The sequence below is a fragment of the Streptomyces sp. AC627_RSS907 genome, from assembly GCF_019049165.1.
Map to the genome: position 1 here is coordinate 126,670 of NZ_JAGMUE010000114.1, position 25,047 is coordinate 151,716.

Consider the following 25,047-nt stretch of genomic DNA (forward strand, 5'->3'; position numbering starts at 1 on the left):
GGGAAGCCAGACCGAGGGGGTGTCCGCTGCGGCGGACATCGCGTCGGCCAAGGTCGCGGCCCGCTTGTCGGGCCGGCAGGTGGAAGCGCTGAGCGAGCGCACCGAGACGTCGACGACGTGGGTGAACAAGGACGGCAGTCTGACCACGGAGTTGTCGGCGGGTCCGGTCCGTTTCAAGCGGGACAGCACCTGGGTCGATGTCGACGTGAATCTGCGCGCCTCGGACGGCGGGGTGGCCCCCGTGGCCCACCCCAACAAGCTGCGGATGGCAGGCCGGACGGGCACGCCGGCGAAGTCGCTGAAGGCGGCGCAGCAGGCCGAGGCCGTCGATCTGGTGACGCTGGGCGAGGGCGACGAGCAGATCACACTGCAGTGGAAGGGCGGTCTGCCCAAGCCGAAGCTGGACGGTACGCGGGCGGAGTACACCAACGCTGTGCCCGGTGCCGACATCGTGGTGGAGGCGACCCGTACCGGGTTCGAGCAGTACGTCGAGCTCAAGCAGCGCCCCGGCACGGGCAGCTACTCCTACACGCTGCCGCTCAGAGCCAAAGGGCTGAAGGCCAAGCAGCTCAAGGACGGCAGTGTGCTCTTCACTGACAAGAAGAGCAGGAAGCGGGCTGTCATGCCCGCGCCAGTGATGTGGGACGCGGGCGTCGACAAGCGTTCCGGTGAGCACACCAACCGGGCCAGGGTCGCCATGAAGGTCGTCAAGACCAAGGACGGTGTGGACCTGGTCGTCACTCCGGACGCGAAGTTCCTGACGGATCCGGACACGAAGTACCCGGTCACCATCGACCCGTCGACGTCGTCCCTGTCGAACGTCTTCGACACCTACGTGCAGCAGGGCGAGACCGTCGACCTGTCCACCGACACCGAGCTGGACTTCGGCAACCCCGGCACGACGAACAGCAACGGCACGCCGCGCACCGCGCAGTCCTTCATCACCTGGAACACCGCGGGCCTGCAGGACGCGCTGGTCTCCAGTGCCAAGCTGTCCCTGTGGAACTTCCACTCCGCCAACACCGACTGCAAGCTCTACCCGTGGGAGGTGTGGTCTTCCGGAGCGGCCTCGACCTCCAGCCGGTGGACCAACCGGCCCACGATGACCGCGAAGAAGGCCACCTCGACCGAGACCCGTGGCAACACTGCCTGTTCGGCGCAGCCCGACGGCTGGATCAACGCGGATGTGACGTCACTGGTGCAGGAGTGGGCGTCGGCCAAGAGCAGCCGCGGCCATATGGGGCTGCAGGCTTCCAGCGAGTCGGTGCTCGCGCAGTGGAAGCGGGTCAACTCCGCCAACGCCGCTTCCAACCCGCCGAAGCTGGTGGTGAAGTACAACTTCCGGCCCAAGACCGGTACCAAGCAGGAGGCCGGACCGCCGTTCTTCTCCTACAGCGGCGCCTACCAGGTGAACACGACCACACCGACGCTGCGGGACACCTTCGTCGACGCCGACGGTGACAAGGTCAACGGCACCTTCCAGGTGTATGACTCCACCGGCACCACGCAGGTCGGGACCAACATGGTCTCCAAGTTCGTCGCTTCCGGCTCGGCCGCCTCGGTGACGGTTCCGTCCGGGGTACTGGCCAACGGCAAGACGTACAAGTTCCGCACCAGCCCGTACGACGGCACGCACTACAACACCGGCTGGTCGGCGTGGAAGACATTCACCGTTGACACCTCCGCCCCGTCCGCGCCATCGAAGATCACCTCGACGGACTACCCGTCCGGGCAGTGGGTCAAGGGCGCCGGGCAGGCAGGCACGTTCACCGTCACCCCGCCGGCAGCCGACCACAACTGGCTGGAGTGGTCACTGGACGGAGTGACCTGGACCAAGGTCGCCACCGGCGGCGCCTCGACGGCCAGGAACATCAGCGTCACCCCGCCGAAGAACGGCACCCACACGCTGCAGGTCCGCTCGGTGGACAAGGCCGACAACAAGTCCGAGGCGCTGGAGTACCTCTTCCACGTCGGCTCGGGTGGCTTCATCCAGCCGTCCGAGGGCGAGCGCACCGCGCGTCGACTGCCGCTGGTCGCCGAGGCCGAGGCCGGCACGTACGACCAGGTCTCCTTCTCCTGGCGCCGTTCGGAGGCCGATGCCTGGGTGCGCATCCCGGCCGGTGACGTCACCTCCGGCGGGACCGCGCTGACCGCCTGGCCGGTGCCGCTGACCACCGGCAAGAACGCGCCGCTGGTGTGGAACACCACGGACACGGTGAACCCGGACGGCACGGTCCAGATCAAGGCCGACTTCACCGGCCCGAGTTCGGCTTCCTCGAGCACTGCTCCGCTGACCGTGGTCGTGGACCGCAACGCCGACGGCGCGGCCACCACCGAGGCCGGTCCCGGTTCGCTGAACCTGCTCACCGGTGACTACACCCTCTCCGAGACCGACGCGTCGTTCTTCGACATGTCAGTGACCCGCACCGCTTCCTCCCGCGCACCCGACCAGGGCGCCAGACAGGAAGGCCAGGCAGCCATCTTCGGCAAGGAATGGGTGGCAGGCACGGTCGCGGACATGACGGAGTCGGACGACTCCCATCTGCGCAAGGTCTCCGACACCGCGGTAGCCGTGGTGACGGCCGAGGGCGACGCCCTGCACTTCACCGCCAACGCCGCCAGAACCGGCTGGGTTCCCGAGCCCGGCGCCGAGGGCCTGGTCCTCAAGGGAACCGTGTCCTCAACCTTCACCCTGTCCGACGCCGAGGGCACGGTGACCACGTTCACCAAACCCTCCGGTGCCACGACCTGGCAGGTGTCCAGCACCCTGCTGGACGGCCTGTCGAACTCCACCACCACGGTGGTCTCGGAGACGGTGACCGTGGACGGTAAGACACTGGCCCGTCCCAAGCGGATCATCGCTCCGACCTCGGCGGCTACCGCGGCGGCCTGCGAGGCCACCCCGTCGACCAAGGGCTGCCGGGTCCTGGAGTTCGTCTACGCGACGGCCACCACGGCCACCGGTACGGAAACCGACGCCCAGTTCGGCGACTTCACCGGCCAGGTCAGACAGATCCGGCTGTGGGCCACCGAGCCGGGGGCCACCGTGGCCAACGCGACCGCCGTGGCCGCCTACCGCTACGACTCGATGGGTCGGCTGCGGCAGTCCTGGGATCCGCGCACCGGGCAGCAGGCCGAAACCCAGTACGCCTACCACGAGGGCCGCGTCACCTGGATGGAGCCGCCCGGCGAGCTGCCCTACACCTTCACCTACGGCAACGCCAACAGCGGCACCGCCCCTGGTGACGGGATGCTCCTGAAGGTCTCGCGGCCCGCGCTGCAGCAGGGCACCGCGGACACCATCGAGGGAGAAGCGGTCACCAGCATCGTCTACGGCGTCCCGCTGACCGGTACCAAGGCCCCGCACCAGATGGGCGCCTCCGACACGGCCGCCTGGGGCCAACTCGACACACCCAGCGACGCCACAGCCGTCTTCCCGGCCGATGCCGTACCGGCGTCCCACGACGGCAATGACCTCACCTCCGCCGGTTACGGCCGAGCCACCGTCCACTACCTCAACGCCTCCGGCCGCCAGGTCAACACCGCGGAGCCGGGCAAGTCCATCACCACCACCGAGTACGACCGGTTCGGCAACACCGTTCGTGAACTGCGCGCCGGCAATCGCGAACTCGCGCTCGGTGCCACGGACGCCCACAAGGAGACCCTGACCGACCTGGGCATCATCTCCCGGTCCACCTCTGAGCGGGCCCTGCTGCTGTCGACCACCTCGCTCTACAACGACACCGGCACCCGTGAACTCGAGGAATTCGGGCCGCTGCACCGCGTGGACCTGGGCGAGGACCTCAAGGACGGCACCACCGTCCTGGTCGAGGCAGGCACCTCCGTGCCCGCCCGCACCTGGACGGTCAAGGAGTACGACGAGGGCCGTCCCACCGACGGCACCGCCACCGTCAAGGACCAGCTCACCCTGGAAGTCACCGGTGCCCGGGTCCGCGACTACTACTCGGTCATGGGAGACAAGCGCGTCACCGAGACCCAGTACGACTGGGCCAAGGGCCTGTCCACCCTCACCATCCAGGACGCCGGCGGCCTGAACCTGACCACCTCGACCGGCTATGACGCCCAGGGCCGCGTCACCTCCCAGTCACTGCCCGGCTCCACCGGCAGCGACGCCGCGACCCGCATCACCGAGTACTGGGCGGCCGGCGGCACCGGCTGGTGCAAGGGCCGCCCCGAATGGGCCGACCAGGTCTGCTGGACCGGTCCGGCCGGCGCCATCACCGGCGGCGGCACCAACCCGGCCAATCTGCCCGACACCACCACCGAGTACGACTACTACGGCCAGCCTTCCTCGGTCACCGACACGGCCAACGGCCAGACCCGCACCGCCATCACCACCTACGACGCCGCCGGCCGCCCCGTGAAGACCACGGTCACCGGAGGCCTCGGTCAGGCCGTCCCCGACGTGACCACCGAGTACGATCCGGTCACCGGCAAGGTCACCAAGGTGACCTCCCCCAGCGGCGGCACCATCACCAAGACCTACGACAAGCTCGGCCGGCTCATCTCCTACACCGACGCCGACGCAGGAAGGACCACCACCGAGTACGACAAGCTCGGCCGGCCGGTCAAAACCAGCGACACCGTCCCCTCCACGACCGCCTACACCTACGACCACACGAGCGAACCCCGCGGACTGGTCACGAAGACCAGCGACTCCGTCGCCGGTGACTTCCTCGCCACCTACGACGCCGACGGGTCCCTCACCAGCGAAAAACTCCCCGGCGGCTACACCCTGAACGTCACCGAGGACCCCACCGGCGCCACCACCACACGCGCCTACACCCGTGACAGCGACGGCACCACCGTCTACACCGACACCGTCACCGAATCCATTCACGGCCAGGTGACCAGCCACCAGGGCTGGTCCGCAAAGAAGTACACCTACGACAAGGCCAGTCGCCTCACGAACGTCGACGACACCGTAGGCGAGGTCTGCACCCGCCGCACCTACGCCTTCGACCAGCGCTCCAACCGCAAGACACTGGCCACCGCCACCGCGGACTCGGGCAGTGCCTGCACCTCCACCGGGGCCACCACCAACTACACCTACGACAGCGCCGACCGCCTGGTGAACACCGGCTACACCTACGACGCCTTCGGCCGTACCACCGCCCTGCCGAACAGCACCATCAGCTACTACACCAACGACCTCGTCCACCAGCAGACCGCGAACGGCAAGCGCCAGACCTGGCAGCTCGACGCCAATCTGCGTTTCCGCTCCTGGACAGTGGAGAGCGGTAGCGGAACCACCTGGACCCAGACCGAATCCAAGACCAACCACTACGACGGTGACGGCGACAACCCCCGCTGGATCGTGGAGGACACCGCCACCGGCGCCCTGACCCGCAACGTCGACTCCACCGGCGGTGACCTGGCAGCCACCACCAGCAAGACCGGCGACACCGTCCTGCAACTCACCACCATCCACGGCGACGTCGCCCTCCAACTCCCGCTCGACGCATCCCAGGCACCTGTTGCTCTGGACAGCGACGAATACGGCAACCCACGTGTCGGGCAAGCGGCCACCCGCTACAACTGGCTCGGCGCCAAACAGCGCTCTACCGAGACCCCCACCGGGCTGGTCCTCATGGGCGCCCGCCTCTACAACGCACAGACCGGCCGATTCCTGTCCCTCGACCCGGTCTACGGCGGAGGCGCCAACGCCTATGGCTACCCGGCCGATCCCATCAACCAGTACGACCTCGACGGCAAGCGGTGGACCTGGAAGTTCTGGCGGTGGAAGAAGGTTCGCCGCACCGGAGCACGCGCGCTGGGCTATGGACTCGCAGGTGTCAGCCGGTACATGGGCTACAAGTGCGGTTACCGCTACGGCATGAGAGTCTGCCGCGGAGGATGGGGTCTGCACGCGCGCGGTGGCACCACGCTCGGCACCACATACTTCACGTCGAACAACCGCGCCTACATCACGCGCAACCGCATCAACCACGAGAAGAGGCACAGGTCTCAGTGGCTGCGCTATGGTCTTGGCTTCGGCATCCGCTACCTGCGCGCCGGAGCGAATCCTTGCCGCAACCGGTGGGAGCGCAGGGCAGGGTGGAGAAGCGGAGGCTATCGGTGCTGACGCCTTCGAGCCGACGCGCGCCCGGCGCGTCCAGAGCCACGGCGGTTTCCGTTCTCCTGCTCGGAGTGCTGAGCACATCCTGCGACCAGATCCCGGAACACCCGAGCGACGAGAATCTGGTGCTCGGCTTCCGCGTCACGGACGCGGACGTCCAGGTCAAGGTTCCTGTCTGTCCCGGCGAAGAACTGGACCGTGTCGAGGTCTGGGATCCAGGTAGCGAGACACGGGAGGAGAAACTGCTGTGGTGGGGCGAAGGGCCCACAGGCGAGGCCGCTGCCAACGGGCTGATCAAGCTGTGGTCGCCGACCGGGTACCGCAAGGCTGCCACATCGGACAAGCCCGCCGAGGTGCCCTCGCCGGTGGACGTATCCGTCACCTACGCACACCAGGAAGACAGCGTCGGGGATCTCGTGGACTTCGAAGAGGCAGCGAAGGACCCCTCGGCTGAGGACCGGTACTGGACCATCCAGGGCAAGACGATGACCGCACGGGAGATCGACGAGCAATTGTCCTGCGCGACGAAGTCGGGATGACCCTGCCGTGACGACAGGCCATTGCCGCACAGTCGATCCCGACTGTGCGGCAATGCCATCTCAACGGCTGTTACTGCAACTGGTCGTTTCAGAATGAGTTGAGCTGCGGGTCGGCGCGGGAGCCTTCTGCACTACGTCCAGCACGGTTCCAGGCTGCGCTGCCCAACAGGGCGCCTACAAACGCGCGTTGCGCCCGGCACTTCGCTGGCGGATGTCATGTGCCGCCTGGGTGACGAACCCAGCGACGAAAGCGGCCGGGCCGCCATAGAGCAAAAGAGGACCCACATCGGAAATCCAGTCCCCGATGGCCAGGCACGCGACAACGTCGAGGTAGCAGAACAGGAACAGCGCCCCTGCGCCGAGCTTCGTCATCACCCACCCCCCGTTTTGCCACCGCTCTGCCGCCTATGACATGCCCGGTCCGTTACGGTCCGACACCGCGGAGGGCGGCCCGAACCATCCTGCCCAGCACCGTGCCGATCTCGCGTAATCGTTACTTTGCCCAGTCCCACGGCCCCGCCCAATAGGCATCCGCGATCCTCCTTGAGCTTCCACGGGCCACCGAGCTCCAGGTCGGTCCAACTTCGAGGCTCGCACGTCCGCGCTCTCAAAGGGGAGAATCATGTCGCTCCCTCGCCCAGGGGGCGTCGCGTGATCGCGCTTCGACCGGAGTGCCGTGCCGGCCCGCCCTGGGCACGTCACGGACACGTCAATGACTCCGGCGCATCGGCGCCCAGGTACGCATCGCGGCGTCACTTGCCGACGTCGCCTGCATTGACGGCCCGTCACTCCCCCCTCTATGGTCTCGTCACCTCCGCGAACAACGTTCGATATGACGAACAGACGGTCCCCCGTCCGCCCCTGATGTCCCCCTCAGACCGCCGGAAGTGAACCGTCCGCAAGACGGTTTCCGGTACACCGCCCATGCGCTCGGCTTCCCTTCCCCGCACGAGGAGGCTTTCATGCGTGTCCGCACACCGCCCGGCGGCCCTACGGTTCGCCGGTCGACCTCCAGCCGGCCTGCCACGGTGTCCCGCGCCCCGACGCGCGGAGCGCTGTTCACGGAGGGCATCCGCATGCCGCATACGGAGGACCGAACCCTGGTCGGTCAGGGCACCTTCAACGGCGCCGCCCGGCAGGAGCGGCGGTTCGCTGACGCGGGCGGTGACCGGTACCGCGCCGAGAGCCGGCACAGCGGCACGCGACTGACCGTGCGGGCGCGTCCATGGCCGACGGCGCGGCGCTCAGCGCACCCGCGGCACCGGTGCGGCCTCCTGGAGGTCGCGGACCTGGACTGCCCCCTCAGGCCGCCCCGGGGGCGGGGCCGCCTCGACGCGGTCGTCCCCACCGCTGCCGTGCCGCCTCCACTTCGTGCCGGAGCCGCCTTCATGGAAACGTCCGCGCGCCCTCGTCGCGGAACACGATTCACGGCGGCCCGCCCGCCGCGACCGCGCTGACGCCGCACCGCTCACTCCCCTGACGGCCACGCCCGCGCAGGCGACTCCCCGCCCGCCACCCGCTCCGATCGCGCTACGGGACGACCTCGCTCACCGCGGGCGGCCTACAGCCACCCGGGCCGCCACCTACGCCACCGCCACCTCTGACCGGACATGAACCAGGCCGGTGAACCGCACGCCCCCGGCCGGACCTTCCTCTCCCGCCCGAGCCGCCGAGTCCCCCCAGAAGGGTGCCCGCATGTCCTCTTCCTCCGTCAGCAGACGCCGTCTCCTCCAGCTCACCGGGGCGACCGCCGCCGCGAGCGCCGTCGGACCGCTGGCCGGCACGTCCCCCGCCCGAGCGGCGGCCTCCCCGGCCCGTGCCGACATCGGAGCCCTGGCCTTCCCCTTCGACCTCGGTCAGGTCAGGCTGACCGCGAGCAGGTGGCTGGACAACCAGAACCGGACCCAGAGCTACCTGCGGTTCGTCGACGTCGACCGGCTGCTGTACAACTTCCGCGCCAACCACGGGCTGTCCACGAAGGGCGCCGCCGCCACCGGGGGCTGGGAGGCGCCCGACTTCCCCTTCCGCAGCCACGTCCAGGGCCACTTCCTCACCGCCTGGGCGCAGCTGTACGCCGTGACCGGGGACACCGTCTGCCGCGACAAGGCCCTGTACATGGTGGCGGAGCTGGCCAAGTGCCAGGCCAACAACAGCGCCGTCCGATTCTCCGCCGGATACCTGTCCGGCTACCCCGAGTCCGACTTCACCGCCCTGGAGAACCGGACGCTGAGCAACGGCAACGTCCCGTACTACACGATCCACAAGACCCTCACCGGCCTGCTGGACGTGTGGCGGCACCTCGGCAGCACCCAGGCCCGTGACGTCCTGCTGTCCCTGGCGTCCTGGGTCGACACCCGCACCGGCCGGCTGAGCACCGCCCAGATGCAGGCCATGCTGGGCACCGAGTTCGGCGGCATGAACGCCGTACTGGCCGATCTCCACCAGCAGACCGGTGACGCGCGCTGGCTCACCGTCGCCCAGCGCTTCGACCACGCCGCGGTCTTCGACCCGTTGGCCGCGAACCAGGACCGCCTGGCCGGGCTGCACGCCAACACACAGGTGCCGAAGTGGATCGGCGCCGTACGCGAGTACAAGGCCACGGGCACCGCCCGGTACCGGGACATCGCCACCAACGCCTGGACCATGTGCGTCGGCGCACACACCTACGCCATCGGCGGCAACAGCCAGGCCGAACACTTCCGCGCCCCGAACGCCATCGCCGGGTATCTGATGAACGACACGTGCGAGAGCTGCAACACCGTCAACATGCTCCGGCTGACGCGGGAGCTGTTCGCGCTGACGCCGGACCGGGCCGCGCTGTTCGACTACTACGAGCAGGCATGGCTGAACCACATGATCGGCCAGCAGAACCCGGCCGACCCGCACGGCCACGTCACCTACTTCACCCCGCTGAGGCCCGGAGGCCGGCGCGGTGTCGGCCCGGCGTGGGGCGGCGGCACCTGGAGCACCGACTACACCACCTTCTGGTGCTGCCAGGGCACCGGTCTGGAGATGCACACCCGGCTGATGGACTCCGTCTACTTCCACTCCGGCACCACCCTGACCGTCAACCTGTTCGTGCCCTCCGTCCTCACCTGGACCCAGCGCGGCATCACCGTCACCCAGACGACCACGTACCCGGCGGGCGACACCACGACCCTGCGCGTCACCGGCAACGCCGGCGGGACGTGGGCGATGCGCATCCGCGTCCCCGGCTGGACCACCGGAGCCGTCATCAGTGTCAACGGCGTCGCGCAGGACATCGCGACGACCCCCGGCAGCTACGCGACCCTGAACCGCGCCTGGACCTCGGGCGACACCGTCACCGTCCGCCTGCCCATGCGGACCGTCGTACGGCCGGCCAACGACAATCCGCACGTCTCCGCCGTCACCTACGGCCCGGTCGTCCTGTCCGGGAACTACGGGAACGCGGCCCTCACCTCGCTTCCCTCCCTCGACACCACGTCGATCCGGCGGACCGGGTCCGCCTCGCTCGCCTTCACCGCCACCGCGAACGGCACCACCGTGAACCTGGGTCCGTTCCACGACGCGCACGGACACAACTACACCGTCTACTGGAACACCGGCGGCCTCACCTCCGTCCGCCTCGCCAACGCGGCCAGCGGCCTGGTGCTGGGCGTCCAGGACATGTCCACCGCCGACGGCGGCCGTGCCCTGCAGTGGCCCGACTCGGGGACCGCCGACCACGACTGGGAGATGATCCCCGACGGCGACGCCTACCGCTTCCGCAACGTCCACAGCGGCAAGGTGCTCGGCGTGCTCAACATGTCCACGGCCGACGGCGCCGCCGTCCTGCAGTGGGCGGACAACGGCACCGCCGACCACCGCTGGGCCCTGCTCGACCAGGGCGACGGCACCTACAAGATCCGCAACGCGCACAGTGGGAAGCTCCTCGCCATCGCCGGCGGCTCCACTGCGGTCGGTGCCTTCGCCGTCCAGGACGCCGACGACGGCACGGCCGACAACCGGTGGCGCATCGTGCGCTGACCGACGGCAGTCTCCCCGTGCCTCGCCCCGAGCGGGTGGCGGTGGAGCCTTACCGGAAGAGCGTTCCGGAAACCGGCACCGGAGACGTCGAGGGAGGCGACGGCCGCCAGTCCGTGGCCGGCCGCCGTACGTGCGGCCGGCCCGGGTCGGCGGCGGGCATGGCCACGTTGCAGAGGGACCCGCTTCGTCGCCCGGCGCGGCGAACGCCGTCCGCGCCCCGCTCAGGGAGTCAGCACGACCCTGCCGAACACCTTGCCCGCGTCCATCGCGTGGTGGGCCGCCCCCGCCTGGTCCAGCGGCAGCACCTCGTGCACGACCGTGCGCAGGTCCCCGTGTGCGGCTTCGGCGAACTGGGACGCCCGCACCGTCTGCCCGTCGGAGCGGGGCACCGTGTCGGAGCTGAACGTGGCGAACGTCAGCGACCTGCGGAAGGCGTCCATCAGCCGCATGCCGAAGTCCGCCGGCGGCTGCCCGCCGACCACGCCCACGGCCACGTACCGCCCGTTGGCGTTCAACCTGTCCAGGAAGAGGGGGAGGTCGGCGCCCCCCACGACGTCGATCACCACGTCGACGCCCGACGGCGCGTCCGGACCGCCCTCGCCGGAGCGGTCGAGGACATGGGTGGCGCCCAGGTCCCGCAGACGGGCGCCGCGCTCCGCCGAGGAGGTGGTGACCGCCACCGCGCCCGCGCCGGCCCTGGTCGCGAGCTGGACCGCCGTGATCCCGATGCTGCCCGCCGCACCGCGCACGAGCACCGTCTCACCGGGCGCGAGACGGGCCCGCTCAAGGGCGAAGTGCGCGACCACGCCGGAGCCGCCGACGGTCACCGCGTCGGCGGCGGTCAGGCCGTCGGGCAGCGGAAGGACGTCCTCGACCGCGGCGACGGCCTGCTCGGCGTACCCGCCGGACAGGCCGGTGAACGCCCACACCCGCCGCCCGATCCACGACGCGTCCACGCCCTCGCCCACCGCGGTGACGCTTCCCGCGACCTCGCTGCCGAGGAGATGGCCCTCCCGGAAGCCGTACGCGGCGAACGAGCCCCGGCGGATCACGGCGTCCACGCCGCCCACCCCGATCGCCTCCGTGGTGATCCGCACCTGCCCCGCGGCAGGGACGGGCGCGGGCAGGTCGACGACCTCCAGGCCGTCGGCGCTTCCGAACTTCCTGATGACGACCGCTTTCATCTCTGCTCCTCGGATCGGAGTGAACACGCAGGTCACGGTTGCTGGGCCCAGGGACGGAGCCACTGCCGTCGGACCGTACCGGACGCCCCCGTCCGTTTGGTTAAAGTGAGAAGCGATGACCAGCCATTTGCCTCGCTCCGTACGCTCCGACGCCCGCGACAACCGGGCCCGCATCCTCGAGGCCGCGCGCGCGGTCTTCGGCGAGGAGGGGCTGGGTGTGCCCATGCGCGAGGTGGCCCGGAGCGCGGGAGTCGGCCCCGCCACGCTGTACCGGCACTTCCCGACCAAACAGGACCTGATCATGGCGGCCTTCGCCGAGCAGCGACGAGCCTGCCGCGCCGCCGTCCAGGACGCCCTCACGGATGCGGACCCGTGGCACGGATTCCGGAGCCTGGTGGAGCGGATCTGCGAGCTCCACGCGCGCAGCAGGGGCTTCGCCGACGCCTTCATGACGGCCTTCCCCGAGGCCATGGACTTCGCCGCCGACCGAGAGCGCACGGTGAGCGCGGTCGCCGAACTGACCCGCCGTGCCCAGGAGGCCGGCCGGCTGCGCCCCGGCTTCGTCGTCGACGACCTGATCCTGATGCTCATGGCTCACCGGGGCATCCAGGACGCGCCGGGTGCGGCCCGGCTCACGGCCTCCCGCCGCTTCGCCGCCTACGTGATCGAGGCGTTCCGTGCCGTTCCGGAGGTTCCGGGGGCGGGGGCGCCCACACCGCTGCCACCGGCTCCACGCCTGCGGTTCGCGGCCGAGGACTGACCGGGCACGCTGCCGCGGCCCGCTCGCTCGGCGGGGGTGCCGTGTGTGCTCCGGTGGTGCGCGGGGGCCGGGCCACCGGCCGAACGGCGAGGCGCCGGAGGTGTTCTTCCACGGGTCCCGCGGCGACCGGTACGCCGGCGTAGCGGAGCGGGGCTGCTCGCGCCCGGTACACGAGCGTCGCCCGCGGTACCCGATCCGCACCACGTTTCACGCACGACGCACCACTCGACAGGAGGAACGACCCATGCGCGCGACCCTCATGTACGAAGCGGGTGACGTCCGGGGCGAGGACGTCCCCGACCCGGTGGTCAAGGAGCCCACCGATGCCCTGGTCCGCATCACCGCCGCCTGCATCTGCGGCAGCGACCTGTGGCCCTACGGTTCGATGCCGTCGGCGGACGGCCCGGTCCGGATGGGGCACGAGTTCATCGGCATCGTCGAGGACACCGGCTCGGAGGTGACCACTGTCAAGCGGGGCGACCTGGTCGTCGCGCCGTTCGCCGTCTCCGACAACACCTGCGCGTTCTGCCGGGAGGGGCTGCACACCTCCTGCGCGAACGCCCAGGCCGGCTTCTGGGACGGCATGCCGGAGGAGGGCGGTCAGGCCGAAGCCACCCGCGTCCCGCTCGCCGACGGCACCCTCGTCAAGCTTCCCGTCGCGGCGGACTCGGCTCTCGTCCCGTCCCTGCTCACCCTCTCGGACGTCTTCGGCACCGGCCACCACGCCGCCGTGGCCGGCGGTGTCGACGAACGCACCCGCGTCTCCGTCATCGGTGACGGCGCCGTCGGCCTGCTGGCGGTGCTGTCGGCCAAGCTCCTGGGCGCCGAGCAGATCATCCTCATGGGCCGCCACCAGGCGCGCACCGACCTCGGCCGCGACTTCGGCGCCACCGACATCGTCTCCGCCCGCGGCGAAGAAGGCATCGAGGGCGTCCGCGACCTCACCGGCGGCCACGGCACGCACGTGGTCCTCGAATGCGTCGGCGCCATGCCCGCCTATGAGCAGGCCCTCGGCATCGTCCGCCCCGGCGGTGTCATCAGCCGGGTCGGTGTCCCGCAGTACGAAGAGGCACCGATCGGTTTCGGCAGCCTCTTCCGCCACAACATCCGCCTGGCCGGCGGGCCGGCCCCCACACGCGCCTACATCGAGGAGCTGATGCCCCCGATCCTCGACGGCACCATCGAGCCGGGGAGGGTGTTCGACGCCACCACCGGCCTCGACGGGGTCCCGGCGGGCTACCAGGACATGGCCGACCGCAGGAGCCTCAAGGTGCTCGTCAAGCCCTGACCGGAGCGTCCCCGCAGGAGGGGATGCGGCCCTGTCCGCTTTCCCTCCTGCGGGCAGGAGTGCGATGGTCCGCCCCCACCACGAGCCGCCACCACGAGCCGCCACCGTGAGCCGCCGCCATGAGCGGCTCCGCCGAACGGCGGAACCGGCCGCCAGGTCTTCGGCAGGTGCCGGCGGACGTCCCTCGGCCGCCGTCGCCGTGTGAGGCGCCGAGACCGGACGGTGCGGTGCCCGTACCGCGCGTGCGCGCTCCGGCCAGATCGACACGCGGAGGTACCGGCCGGTGACATACCGTCGTGGAGCACGGAACACCGCATGCGAAAGAGGCGCACCGTGTCCCATCCGCCCCTCACCGTGTTCGGCCCTCACATCACCTTCCTGGGGGTGAACGCCTGCGACCTGTACGACCCGGCCACCTACGCCGACGCGGACGTCGTGATTCTCGGGGCACCCCTCGACGGAGGCACCACCTACCGCTCCGGTGCCCGCTTCGGACCGTCGGCCATCCGTCAGGCGTGCTACCTGCCGCAGGACGGGTCGCGTCCCAGCCTCGCGCTCCGGGTCGACGCTCTGAAGGACCTGACGGTGTACGACGCCGGTGACGTCCCCGTCTTCAGCGGTGACATGTCCCAGGCCGTCGAGCTGATCGAGGCGGCGGTGTTCAGGATCGCGTCCTCGGGAGCCGTTCCGGTCGTGCTGGGCGGCGACCACACCATCGCCTGGCCCGACCACACGGGCGTCGCCAGGCACCACGGTTTCGGCAAGGTGTCGATGATCCATTTCGATGCTCACGCGGACACCGCCGACATCCAGTTCGGCTCCCTCGTCGCCCACGGCACGCCGATGCGCAGGCTGATCGAGTCCGGTGCTCTGCGGGGCGACCGCTTCGTCCAGGTCGGGCTCCGTGGTTACTGGCCCGACGAGCCGGTGCTGACGTGGATGCGGCAGCACCGGCTCCGCTCTTTCGAGATGACCGAGATCGTCGAGCGGGGTCTCGACGACTGCCTCACCGAAGCGGCCGGCATCGCCCTCGACGACTGCACGGGTGTGTTCCTCTCCGTCGACGTCGACGTCGTCGACCCGGGCTCCGCGCCGGGCACCGGCACCCCCGAGCCCGGCGGCCTGTCCCCGCGCCAGCTGCTCGACGCCGTCCGACGCCTGTGCTACGAGCTTCCCGTGGTCGGTCTCGACCTCGTCGAGGTCGCGCCGCCCTTCGACCACGCCGACGTCACCGCCCTGCTGGGCAACCGGGTGGTCCTCGAAGCGCTCTCGGCCATCGCACGCCGCCGCAAGGACCAGCGCGACGGCACCACCTGGGACCCGCGCGAACCCCTGCTCCACGGTCGGGACGCCGACGAACAGCTCGACCGGATCAACGACGGCCGAGTGCACGGGCACCGCCACACCCCGGGCGAGGAGCACTGACCCGAGGGTTCGAGCAGTTCCCCGTCCGCCGTGAGGCCGCACGCCCATGACTCGCCGACGTCCCCCTGGACCGGGAGCCGGTCCTCCGCCGAGGCCGGGGCCTGCCTTCGGCCCGTCACCGCTCGCTCCCGCCCCGGAACCCGAGCAGGGTGCCGACGGGCTCATCCCGCTCCTCGCCCGCGGCCCGCGTGGTGGGCCGCGGGCCAACGGGCAGGCAGGCTCCCCGGTCCCCTGGCGATGCCGTGATCAGCCGGTGATCCTCACGACGCCCGAGGCCGTCGCGTCCGCCCCCGCGCCGTCCGCCGGGGTGGCGGTCAGCTTCCAGGTGTAGCCGCCGGCCGCCGCCGGGGTACCCGACTCGGACGTGCCGTCCCAGGTCACCCGTACGGCGCTGAGGGCGCCCTCGCCCGTCCAGGTGCGGACGACCTCACCGGTCGCACGGTGCGTGAGGGTCACCCGCCAGGACGCCGCCGGCTTGGACAGCCACCATGCGGCACCCCACTCACCCGCCGGATTCCGTGGGGCGTCGGTGCGGGCGACGCGCAGCGGAGAGACCGCGCGCTGCGGGGCGGTGACGTGCACGGTGTCGTCCGTGCCGACCCAGGCGAGCTTGCCGGCGCCCGCGTCGAGGGTCCAGGTGGTGCCGCGCCCGTCGCCCTCCGCGGGCTGTTTCAGGCCCGTGGCGGTGCCGAGGTCGGCCGTACCGCCGTCCGCCTGCAGGGCGGTGAGGCGTAGGGCGCCGGCGGTGTCGCGGTGGGCCAGGAAGCGGTCGCCCAGCAGGACGCCGGACGCCGGGGCGGGGTAGGAGTGCCCGGTCGCGAGGTCGCGTACGCCCGCCGCGTCCTCGGCGGCGCAGCTCCAGTACAGAAGGGTGCCGCTGTGCTGGAGTTCGTCGGGGACGCAGGCGGAGCCGAGGTTGATGGTCCGGACCTGCTCGCCGGAGCGCAGGTTGATCACCTTCACCGTGCCGGGGTTGTTCAGCGCCGGCTTGAACAGTCTCTTCTGCTCCAGGACGGCGGCCTGCGCCGGCTGCTCCCGGACGAGGAGGTCACGAGCGGTGTCCACGACATACTGACGTCCGCCCGCCTCGTACAGCACGAACTCCGGTGCGGCGTCCAGGATGCGGCCGTTCGTGCCCGGCAGCGGGAAGCTGTCCGCCGGGTGCTCCGGGTCGTCACCGGTCACCAGCACGTCGGCGCCGGTGTCCGGGTCGGCGACCAGTCTGGCCAGCCCCTCGTCGGTGCCGTCGGCGAAGCGGCCGGCCTCGAGGCCCGGGAAGCCGGCGAGCTCCGTGCCGTCCACCGGGTCGAGCCCGGTGCCGATGTCCTTGCCGTGCAACGTCCGCTCGCCGCCGAGGGAGTTGAGGTAGCGCAGCCTCCCCCGGTCGAGGCTCAGCGCATCGATCGCGCCGTCGGCCGTCTTGACCCGCGGCACCTCGCGCAACCGCAGGTCGGAGACCAGATCCAGGCCGTTCACGTGGAACAGGTGCACGGCACGCTTGCCGTCGGCGTCCTTGCCGTACGCGACCAGCGAACCGGTGCCCTCGGAGCGCAGGAACGTCTGCTCGACGTCGCTCAGCAGCGTCCGCCCGGTGTCCGCACCGGCGAACGGGGTCAGGTTCAGCCGGCCGCCGCCACCCTCGTACCAGAGCACGTTGTCGCCCACCACGAAGGTCGTGACCTCGCTGTCGGGGGACTGTGTGGCGAGCGGCACGACGCGTGGGGCGGCGGTGCTGCCCCGTGGCATGACCCGCACACCCGGCTCCCCGCTGCGGGAGAACCAGCTGACGGTGGTCTGCGTGATCCGGAAGCTGCTCGCGTCGCCGGTCACGGGCAGCGGGACGACCCTGCCGTTGTACGCGGTGAGGATGCCGTAGCCGGGGGTGCCGTCGGCGGTCCGGTAGCCGATGACGAGCTGGTTGGAGTAGGCACTGAGCAGCACGGGCTCGGGACCGGTGGTGGCTCCGGCGGGCAGTTGCACGACGGGGTCGCTCGCCGGGTCCCCGCCGCGGGCCACGCGCAGCTGGTACGTGCCGTCACCCTGGTCGACGGTAGCCAGCACCCAGCCGTTCGCGACCCGCTGGTTGAGGTATCCGGCGGGCACGCTGACGGTGCTGTTGAAGGCGGGATCCTCGATGCCGACGCGCACGTAGTCCGTGCCGCCGTCCGCGCGCGGCCTGGTGTAGATCACACGGTTGAATTCGTCGTGGCCGCGCACGATGGCGTCCTGCGGCACGCCGTCGAGGGCCGGGACAGGCTTGGTGGTGCGGTTGTACGTCGTTGTCCAGAGGTAGTCGCCGCCCTCGCGGTGCAGCACGCCCTGGCTGCCGCTCGCCAGCACCGTCATGGTCCCTTCGCCGTAGGCGTCGGGTGCCGGCACGAGGACTTCGTGCGCTTCCGCCGCGTGGGCCGTCGCCGGCAGTGCGGTCACCAGCCCCGCGGAGAGGACCACGGCGGCGGCCACGGTGGTGACGGCGGCGGTACGGCGAGTACGCCGGGTTCGGCTGGTTGTGCGCAGGTGATGGGACACCTGACCCCCCTTGTTAACCGTTGACATGCGGGCTTTCCGGTGTGAACGCGGTCATACGCAGCCGTGCGGAAGTTGCGCAGGGGATGTGTGTCACCTGTGTCGCAGGAGTGTCACGACACTCGGATCGCGCGGATCCGGCACACGGCACCGCCCGCCCAGCCCGCGCACCGAGGACTGCGACCGACACCTCGGATACACGTGACGCGGGAAGGGAGGAAACCATTCACCCGCTTGCAGTGAAATCTGTCGCGGCTGATGTAGACATGCGGCGGTCGTCGGAGTTAGTGTGGTGACGTAGCCAGGAAGTCAGTGAGGCGCGGCAGAGATGAACTGCCCGCATGCGAGACAGTAGTGCGGCACGGCAGTGGAGTGGCGGGGCCAGAGGTTCCCAGGGTCCCCCCGCTGACTGCCGGGCCGGGCGGCCCACGAAGGCCGCCAGCAGTGCGCAGTACCAGCAGTACAGAGTGGTTCAACAGTAAGGAAGAGAGAAGGAGGCGTACGCCATCAGGATCGCCCGGGCGGACACATGGCGCCCGGGTACCGCAGGCCCCGGAACGGAAGGTGGTCACACGGTCACTCAACCGCGATCCCCGCACCGCCCGCCACCCGACGGTGGCCGGTGCGGAAACAGAAGGCCGGCACCGCAGTAAGCCGGCGGATGGTGTAGCAAATCCCTCGGGGCCTTGGTGCCGTACGGCACCAAGGCCCCTCGACGCGTTCCCCGATCAGAGGTGCAGATGCCCGCAGACACTCCGCTCAACCGTATCGACGACGACGACTACCCCGCCTACACCATGGGGCGAGCAGCCGAGATGCTCGGCACCACCCCCGCGTTCCTGCGGGCCATCGGCGAAGCCCGGCTGATCACACCGCTGCGCTCCGAAGGCGGCCACCGACGTTATTCCCGCTACCAGTTGCGCATCGCCGCTCGCGCCCGTGAGCTCGTCGACCAGGGCACCTCCGTCGAAGCGGCCTGTCGCATCGTCATTCTGGAAGACCAACTCGAGGACGCCCGGCGGATCAACGAGGAACTGCGACGACGTTCCGGTGACCTGCACGACACGGCCGACGCCTGACACCGTGCCGGGCGGGTGACACCGCCCTCCTTCTGCCGGAGTGATACGGCTGTGGACGCATGGTCGCACGGTCGTGTCACCCGGCGGTGCGGGACTCGGTCCGCCGAGGCGTGACGGAGGCGTCGGGTGCCGCGGCGTGTCACCGGCCGGCCGTCACGGAGTGACCGCCGGGCCGGCAGCCGCGCCGAGGGCGTTCGGCCTTCGGCCGGGCGGTGTTCCGGCGGACGTGCGGCAGCCGGGCCACGTCGTCCTGGTACGTCGGCAGACCCGCCGGACCTTGACGGCCCGACATCGGGCCCAGGCAGCCGCGTGTCCACGACCTCGCACGCGATGTCGCCGTCCCGGTTGACCCTCGACCTGGTCAAGGGCGCAGAGTCCGGGACGTGGAGAACGAGATGCGCAGCATTGGGGAGATGGCCCGCGACAGCGGCCTGGGCGTGAGCGCCCTGCGGTTCTACGACCGGGCCGGTGTGCTGGTCCCGGCCCGGGTGGACCCGGTGAGTGGCTACCGCTGGTACGCCCCCGAGCAGCTCGACGAGGCCCGGTTGCTGGCCCGGCTGCGGCGGGCCGGCATGCCGTTGGCGGACGTCCGGCTGGTACTGGCCGGCTGGTCCAGTGCGGATCCCGACCTGGTGCGGGGGCTCCTCCAGGCGCACCTGCGCCGTCTCGAACTGGGGCTGGCCGATGCCCGCAGCGAATTCTCCACGCTCCGAGCACTCCTCGACCACAGGGAGAACCCCATGACCATTCCGTCCGGTACCGTCACCGTCCGGCTGTCCGCGCCCGAGCTGGCCGCCGCGCTGGACGCGGTCCGTTTCGCGGCAGGTACCGATCCCGAACTGCCGGTACTCGGCGGGGTCCTGTTCGACGTGGAGGACGACGTACTGCGCGTCGTGGCCACCGACCGGTACCGCCTGGCCGTCGCGCGCGTCGGTACCAGCGGGCACGGCGGGCGGCGCGTGCAGGCCGTCGTCCCCTCCCCGCTCGCAGACGCGATGCGTGCGCTGCTGGACGGTGACGGGTCCGCCCGCCTCGCCGTGGACGGTGACCGCGTGACGCTGGAGACCGGGGACCGTCAGGCGGCCGGGCAGTGCCTGGCGTACGACTTCCCCGACTACCGGCGGCTCGTCCACCTGCCCTCCGGGCGGCGTGGCCTCGTCGATGTGCCGGCGTTCCGCGAGGCGTTGGAGACGGGTGCCGTCCGTGCGGGCGAGGTGCACGAGCAGGGTGGTGCGCCGCACGACCTCAGTGTGCTCAGGGCGGCGGGCGACGGCACGGTGACCGTCTGCGAGGACGGTGACGACGATCCGGACAACGTCGCCGTCAACCGCCGGTTCCTGCTGGACGCGCTGGCCGCCGGTGCCCGGGACCGGCTGATCCTGGAGTTCGGTGCCCCCACGACGCCCCTCGCCGTTCGCCGGCGGGACGACGAGGACGCCTTCTCGTTGCTGATGCCGGTGCGCCTGGACACCTGACGGGTGGCCCGCCCGCCCCGGTCGCGGAACCCGCGGCTCCCGTGACACGCACGGCATTGTCAGTGGTCCGGCCTAGAGTTCCCAGGAGTCGATCAGTGGGGCGCGGGGAGGCACGGATGGGGTGGGTGACGGCCGGGGACCACGAGGTCGCCCCGGGCGACGGGAAGGTGGTGTGCCGCAACGCGTCCGGGCGAGCCGCCCGCCCCGGCGGACCGCGACCGCGCCCGTCGGACCGGCTGGGAGCCCTCCCCGCCGACACGGGTGGCTCGCACGGGCGGGAGCGCGGGTGGGCGTCCTCGTGCGGCCCACCCCGCGGTGCCGGCGACGGACGCGCGGGGCGGCCCCGGTCGGCGTGTCCGCCGCGAGCCGTGGCGGACACGCGCCGTGGCCGTGAACGGGTGCGTGCCCGGAGGGAGCGGCCGGCCCGGGGCCGTCGGGCCTCGACGGCCAGGTCCGTCACGGCGAGCCCGGCCCGGCCCTTCTCACCCCTGCCCGCGTGCGCCGCACAACCCCTCGTGCCCCCCCGCGCGAGCCCACCACGCCCCTGCCCGAGCCCACCGGAAGTCCCGCCGATGACCACCACCCTCTCCCCCGGCACCGGCACCGGCGCCGCCCGCCAGATCGTGCCGCCCGAGGACCGCTACGCCACCGAACTGGCCTTCCTCGCCGCCTACGACGACGGGCCGCGCCCGCCCGCCTGGCGGCTCACGCCCCGGGCCGTCGTCACCTTCGTCCTGGGCAGCGACGGCCGGGCCCTGCGACTGCCCGAGGACACCGAGGCACCCGAGGGCGTCCCGCGCCGGCTGGTGGTGACGGGCAAGTTCGTCGGTGACCGGGCGCTGGTCGAGCGGTGCGTCGTCACCCTCGCCGGCGAGCGTGGCCTGCTGCTCGTCGGCGAGCCCGGCACCGCCAAGTCCATGCTGTCCGAGCTGCTGTCCGCCGCCGTGTGCGGTACCAGTGGCCTGGTCGTCCAGGGCACGGCCGGCACGACCGAGGACCAGCTCAAGTACGGCTGGAACTACGCCCTGCTGCTGGCCCAGGGACCCAGCCGCAAGGCACTCGTGCCCTCCCCGGTCCTGACCGCGATGACCCGGGGCGGCGTCGCCCGCGTCGAGGAGGTCACCCGTTGCCTGCCGGAGGTGCAGGACGCCCTGGTCTCCCTGCTCTCCGAGCGCCGCATCGCCGTCCCCGAACTGTCGGGCACCGAGGACGCCCTGGTGCACGCCGCGCCGGGTTTCACCCTGATCGCCACCGCCAATCTGCGCGACAAGGGCGTCTCCGAGATGTCCGCCGCGCTCAAGCGCCGCTTCAACTTCGAGACGGTCGGCCCCATTCCGGACCTCGACGCCGAGACCGCGCTGGTCCGCAGTCGGGCACGAGCCTCCGTCGAGCGGGCCGGAGCGCCGTTCCGGGTCGACGAGGCCGTTCTGGAGGCCCTCGTCGTCGCCTTCCGCGACCTGCGCGAGGGCAGGTCGGCGGAGGGCTGGGAGGTCGAACGTCCGTCCACCGTGATGAGCACCGCGGAGGCGGTGTCCGTCGCGGGTGCGCTCGGGCTGGCCGCCGCGTACTTCCCGGGCGACCACGACGTGCTGGGGCTACTCCCGGGGCATCTCCTCGGCGTGGTCCGCAAGGACGATCCCGCCGACGCGGCGCGGCTGCGCGGCTACTGGGACGGCCCGGTCCGGCGCCGCGCGGAGCAGGGTTCGGCCACCTGGCGCACCCTGTGGGACCTGCGCACGGTCCTGGAGGGCTGACGGCCATGGCCCCCCTTTCGTCCCGCGTCGCCGCCCTCTCTCCCCCCCACGCCCGACGGAGCGCTCGCCGCGCTCACGGACCCGCGGCGCCTTCGGACGGCTGCTCCCGGCCCGGCACCACAGGCGCCGCCGACCCCACGCGGGAGGTGGACCGCGCCCCGTGCCGCGCCCTGTGCCGCGCGGCGTGGGGCGACGGATCTCGACGACCCCACGATCCCCACCGGTCCGGCGAACGGCACAGAACGCGCCGATCTGCCGACGCCGCCGCGATAGGCCCCGCTGAGCGGGCCGGGCCGCCGTAGTATCGGACGATCTCGTGGGGGGAGGCGGGCATGGGGAGGCAGCGTCCCGGGACGCCGACGCTGGAGGAGGTGGCCGCCCTCGCCGGTGTCGGGCGGGGCACCGTGTCGAGGGTCGTCAACAACGCGGCCGGTGTGCGGGATTCGACGCGTCGCGCCGTGCAACGGGCCATCGCCGAGCTGGGGTACGTCCCGAATCTGGCGGCCCGTTCCCTGGCCGGGAACCGTGCGGACGCCGTCGCGCTGGTCATGACGGAGGCGGACTGGCGGCTGCTGGGGGAACCGTTCTTCACCGAGATCGTCCACTCCGTCGGCGACGCCCTCACCGACACCCCGGTGCAACTGCTGCTCACCCTGGTCCGGACGGACACCGAGCGGCAGCGGTTCGTCGAGTACGCGCGCGGCGGCCGGGTCGACGGCGTGCTGCTGATGTGCGTGCACGCCGAGGACCCGCTGCCGGACATGCTCGCCAAAGCGGAACTGCCCACCGTCATGCTGGGGCGGCGTTACGGCGACGAGAGCGTCACCTACGTCGACGCCGACAACGCCGGGGGCGCACGCGACGCCGTCACGCACCTGCTGAAGGCCGGCCGGGTCACGATCGGGACCATCGGCGGACCGCTCGACATGTACGTGGCCCAGTGCCGGTTGCGCGGTTACCGCGAGGCTCTGGAGCTGGCGGGCGTGGAGTTCAGACCCTCCCTGGTCGTCGAGGGTGACTTCTCGGAGGAGAGCGGGCACCGGGCGACGAGGGAACTGATCGACCGTCACCCGGGGCTCGACGCGGTCTTCGCCGCCTCGGACAGCATGGCCGCCGGAGCGCTGACCGCGTTGCGCGCGGCGGGGCGGCGGGTGCCGCAGGACGTCGCGGTGATCGGCTTCGACGACTTCCAGCCGGGGCGGCCCACGGACCCGCCGCTGACCACGGTCCTGCAGCCCCTGGAGGCGATCGGACGGACGATGGTGCGGCTCCTGCTGGAGGAGATGGAGGAACCGCCCGTCTCCTGGCGCCATGTGATCCTCCCCACGGAACTGGTACTCCGGGACACCGCCTGACCGACGAGGCCCCCTGATCGAGGAGAGGCGCGCCGGCCGACGCAGCGTGGGGGCGCTCCCGCAGGCACACCACGCGCACCTGGGACTTCGAGACTTCTTCGACAACTCCGGTGCGCACACTCTTGTCAGGAACATGCGCGGCTTCTACAGTCCCAGCACACCGGTAAGTGGGAGCGCTCCCATTCGTGGGGAGTTGGGAGCGCTCCCACCCCGGCCCCTCCCGCCCCCACACCCTCCTGGAGAGGCCCCCATGCGACCGACACTGCCCCAAGTCCGCACCCCGAGAGGGCTCCTGGGCGCGCTGATCGGGATCCTCGCCGTCGTCGGATCGCTCGTGACCGCGGCGGCCCCGGCCCAGGCGGACACCACGATCTGCGAACCGTTCGGGACGACGACGATCCAGGGACGCTATGTCGTCCAGAACAACCGCTGGGGCACCAGCGCCACTCAGTGCGTCACCGCCACCGACACCGGCTTCCGGGTCACCCGGGCCGACGGCTCGGCACCGACCAACGGTGCGCCGAAGTCGTACCCGTCGGTCTTCAACGGCTGCCACTACACGGCCTGCTCCCCGGGCACGAACCTCCCCGCACGGCTCAGCACCATCTCCGAGGCACCGTCCAGCATCTCGTACGGCTATGCCGGCGATGCCGTCTACAACGCCTCGTACGACATCTGGCTGGACCCCACCCCCCGGACCGACGGAGTGAACCGGACCGAGATCATGATCTGGTTCAACCGGGTGGGCCCGGTCCAGCCCATCGGCTCCCCGGTCGGCACGGCCACCGTGGGCGGACGCACCTGGGAGGTGTGGACGGGCAGCAACGGCACCAACGACGTGCTGTCGTTCGTGGCCCCGACGGCGATCGGCGGCTGGAGCTTCGACGTCATGGACTTCGTCCGGGCGACCGTCGCGCGCGGTCTCGCGGAGGACGACTGGTACCTGACCAGCGTCCAGGCCGGTTTCGAACCATGGCAGAACGGCACCGGACTGGCCGTGAACTCCTTCTCCTCCACCGTCGAGACGGGCGGCGCCCCGACCAACCCCGGTGACCCCGACGGGCCGGCGGCGTGCGAGGTGACGTACGGCACGAACGTCTGGCAGGGCGGCTTCACCGCGGACGTCACCGTCACCAACACCGGTCCGGCCCCGGTCGACGGCTGGCGGCTCGCCTTCGCCCTGCCCTCCGGCCAGCGGATCACCAACGCCTGGAACGCCTCCGTCACGCCCTCCTCGGGCACCGTCACGGCGACCGGCCTCGGGCACAACGCCCGCATCGCACCCGGCGGCAGCCTGTCGTTCGGCTTCCAGGGGTCCTACAGCGGCACCTTCGCCGAGCCGGACCGCTTCACCCTGAACGACACCGCCTGCACCACCGCATAGCACCTGTCCCCCACACCCACCCCCCACTCCCCCGCCCGTCCGGTCGGAGCGACTCCCGGACGGGCAGGGGCTCCACCGCACCGGCTCCACCCCGCCGGCCACTCGCTTGTCATGACCTGATCATCAAACGACGGAGAGACCCCAGCACCGGAAACAGGAGAATCCCATGG

Annotated in this window: 14 protein-coding genes; 11 read left to right on the forward strand and 3 right to left on the reverse strand. The window is 71.1% G+C overall.

The features are described 5' to 3' along the window. Positions 1–19 precede the first annotated feature (19 nt). Together KUM32_RS25060 and KUM32_RS25065 are read left to right on the forward strand one after the other, a co-directional pair. Positions 20–6,106: a DNRLRE domain-containing protein gene (locus KUM32_RS25060; protein ID WP_217144206.1), complete on the forward strand. Its 6,087-nt coding sequence runs from the start codon at positions 20–22 to the stop codon at positions 6,104–6,106. A gap of 65 nt (positions 6,107–6,171) precedes the next feature. Continuing rightward, a complete protein-coding gene (locus KUM32_RS25065) occupies positions 6,172–6,639 on the forward strand; it encodes a hypothetical protein (protein WP_217144207.1) in 468 nt (155 codons plus the stop codon). 174 nt (positions 6,640–6,813) lie between these two features. Here KUM32_RS25065 and KUM32_RS25070 read toward each other — a convergent pair whose 3' ends face one another. Further along, positions 6,814–7,011, reverse strand: coding sequence for a hypothetical protein (locus KUM32_RS25070; RefSeq protein WP_217144208.1), 198 nt, complete (start codon positions 7,009–7,011; stop codon positions 6,814–6,816). A 1,323-nt stretch (positions 7,012–8,334) separates the two neighbouring features. On the opposite strand from KUM32_RS25070, the gene KUM32_RS25075 reads away from it, so the two are divergent. Next, positions 8,335–10,647 carry a beta-L-arabinofuranosidase domain-containing protein gene (locus KUM32_RS25075; protein ID WP_217144209.1) on the forward strand — a complete coding sequence of 771 codons (2,313 nt, stop codon included), beginning with the start codon at positions 8,335–8,337 and terminating at the stop codon, positions 10,645–10,647. A gap of 221 nt (positions 10,648–10,868) precedes the next feature. On the opposite strand, the gene KUM32_RS25080 is transcribed toward KUM32_RS25075, so the two are convergent. Beyond that, positions 10,869–11,831, reverse strand: a complete 963-nt coding sequence (locus KUM32_RS25080; protein WP_217144210.1) for a zinc-binding dehydrogenase — start codon at positions 11,829–11,831, stop codon at positions 10,869–10,871. A gap of 115 nt (positions 11,832–11,946) precedes the next feature. Between KUM32_RS25080 and KUM32_RS25085 the strand changes: the two genes are divergently transcribed. The 3 genes from KUM32_RS25085 (at position 11,947) to speB (ending at position 15,304) form a co-directional block, all read left to right on the forward strand. Next, entirely contained in the window at positions 11,947–12,591 is a 645-nt protein-coding gene (locus KUM32_RS25085) for a TetR/AcrR family transcriptional regulator (RefSeq protein WP_217144211.1), read from the forward strand. Positions 12,592–12,835: 244 nt separating this feature from the next. Further along, positions 12,836–13,879 carry a zinc-binding dehydrogenase gene (locus KUM32_RS25090; RefSeq protein WP_217144212.1) on the forward strand — a complete coding sequence of 348 codons (1,044 nt, stop codon included), beginning with the start codon at positions 12,836–12,838 and terminating at the stop codon, positions 13,877–13,879. A 315-nt stretch (positions 13,880–14,194) separates the two neighbouring features. Beyond that, positions 14,195–15,304, forward strand: coding sequence for an agmatinase (gene speB, locus KUM32_RS25095; protein WP_217144213.1), 1,110 nt, complete (start codon positions 14,195–14,197; stop codon positions 15,302–15,304). A gap of 246 nt (positions 15,305–15,550) precedes the next feature. On the opposite strand, the gene KUM32_RS25100 is transcribed toward speB, so the two are convergent. Continuing rightward, positions 15,551–17,833 carry a FlgD immunoglobulin-like domain containing protein gene (locus KUM32_RS25100; protein WP_308408714.1) on the reverse strand — a complete coding sequence of 761 codons (2,283 nt, stop codon included), beginning with the start codon at positions 17,831–17,833 and terminating at the stop codon, positions 15,551–15,553. Between the two features lie 737 nt (positions 17,834–18,570). Between KUM32_RS25100 and KUM32_RS25105 the strand changes: the two genes are divergently transcribed. The 5 genes from KUM32_RS25105 to KUM32_RS25125 all read left to right on the forward strand — a co-directional run bounded on the left by KUM32_RS25105 (position 18,571) and on the right by KUM32_RS25125 (position 24,877). After that, complete coding sequence (locus KUM32_RS25105) at positions 18,571–18,909, forward strand: MerR family transcriptional regulator (protein ID WP_217144215.1); 339 nt, start codon at positions 18,571–18,573, stop codon at positions 18,907–18,909. Between the two features lie 395 nt (positions 18,910–19,304). After that, complete coding sequence (locus KUM32_RS25110; protein ID WP_217144216.1) at positions 19,305–20,384, forward strand: MerR family transcriptional regulator; 1,080 nt, start codon at positions 19,305–19,307, stop codon at positions 20,382–20,384. Positions 20,385–20,956: 572 nt separating this feature from the next. Further along, the gene (locus KUM32_RS25115; RefSeq protein WP_217144217.1) at positions 20,957–22,138 is read left to right on the forward strand and encodes an AAA family ATPase; all 1,182 of its coding nucleotides are present in this window, start codon (positions 20,957–20,959) and stop codon (positions 22,136–22,138) included. 332 nt (positions 22,139–22,470) lie between these two features. Continuing rightward, complete coding sequence (locus KUM32_RS25120; RefSeq protein ID WP_217144218.1) at positions 22,471–23,493, forward strand: LacI family DNA-binding transcriptional regulator; 1,023 nt, start codon at positions 22,471–22,473, stop codon at positions 23,491–23,493. A gap of 250 nt (positions 23,494–23,743) precedes the next feature. Then, positions 23,744–24,877, forward strand: a complete 1,134-nt coding sequence (locus tag KUM32_RS25125) for a cellulose binding domain-containing protein (protein WP_217144219.1) — start codon at positions 23,744–23,746, stop codon at positions 24,875–24,877. Positions 24,878–25,047: the final 170 nt, after the last annotated feature.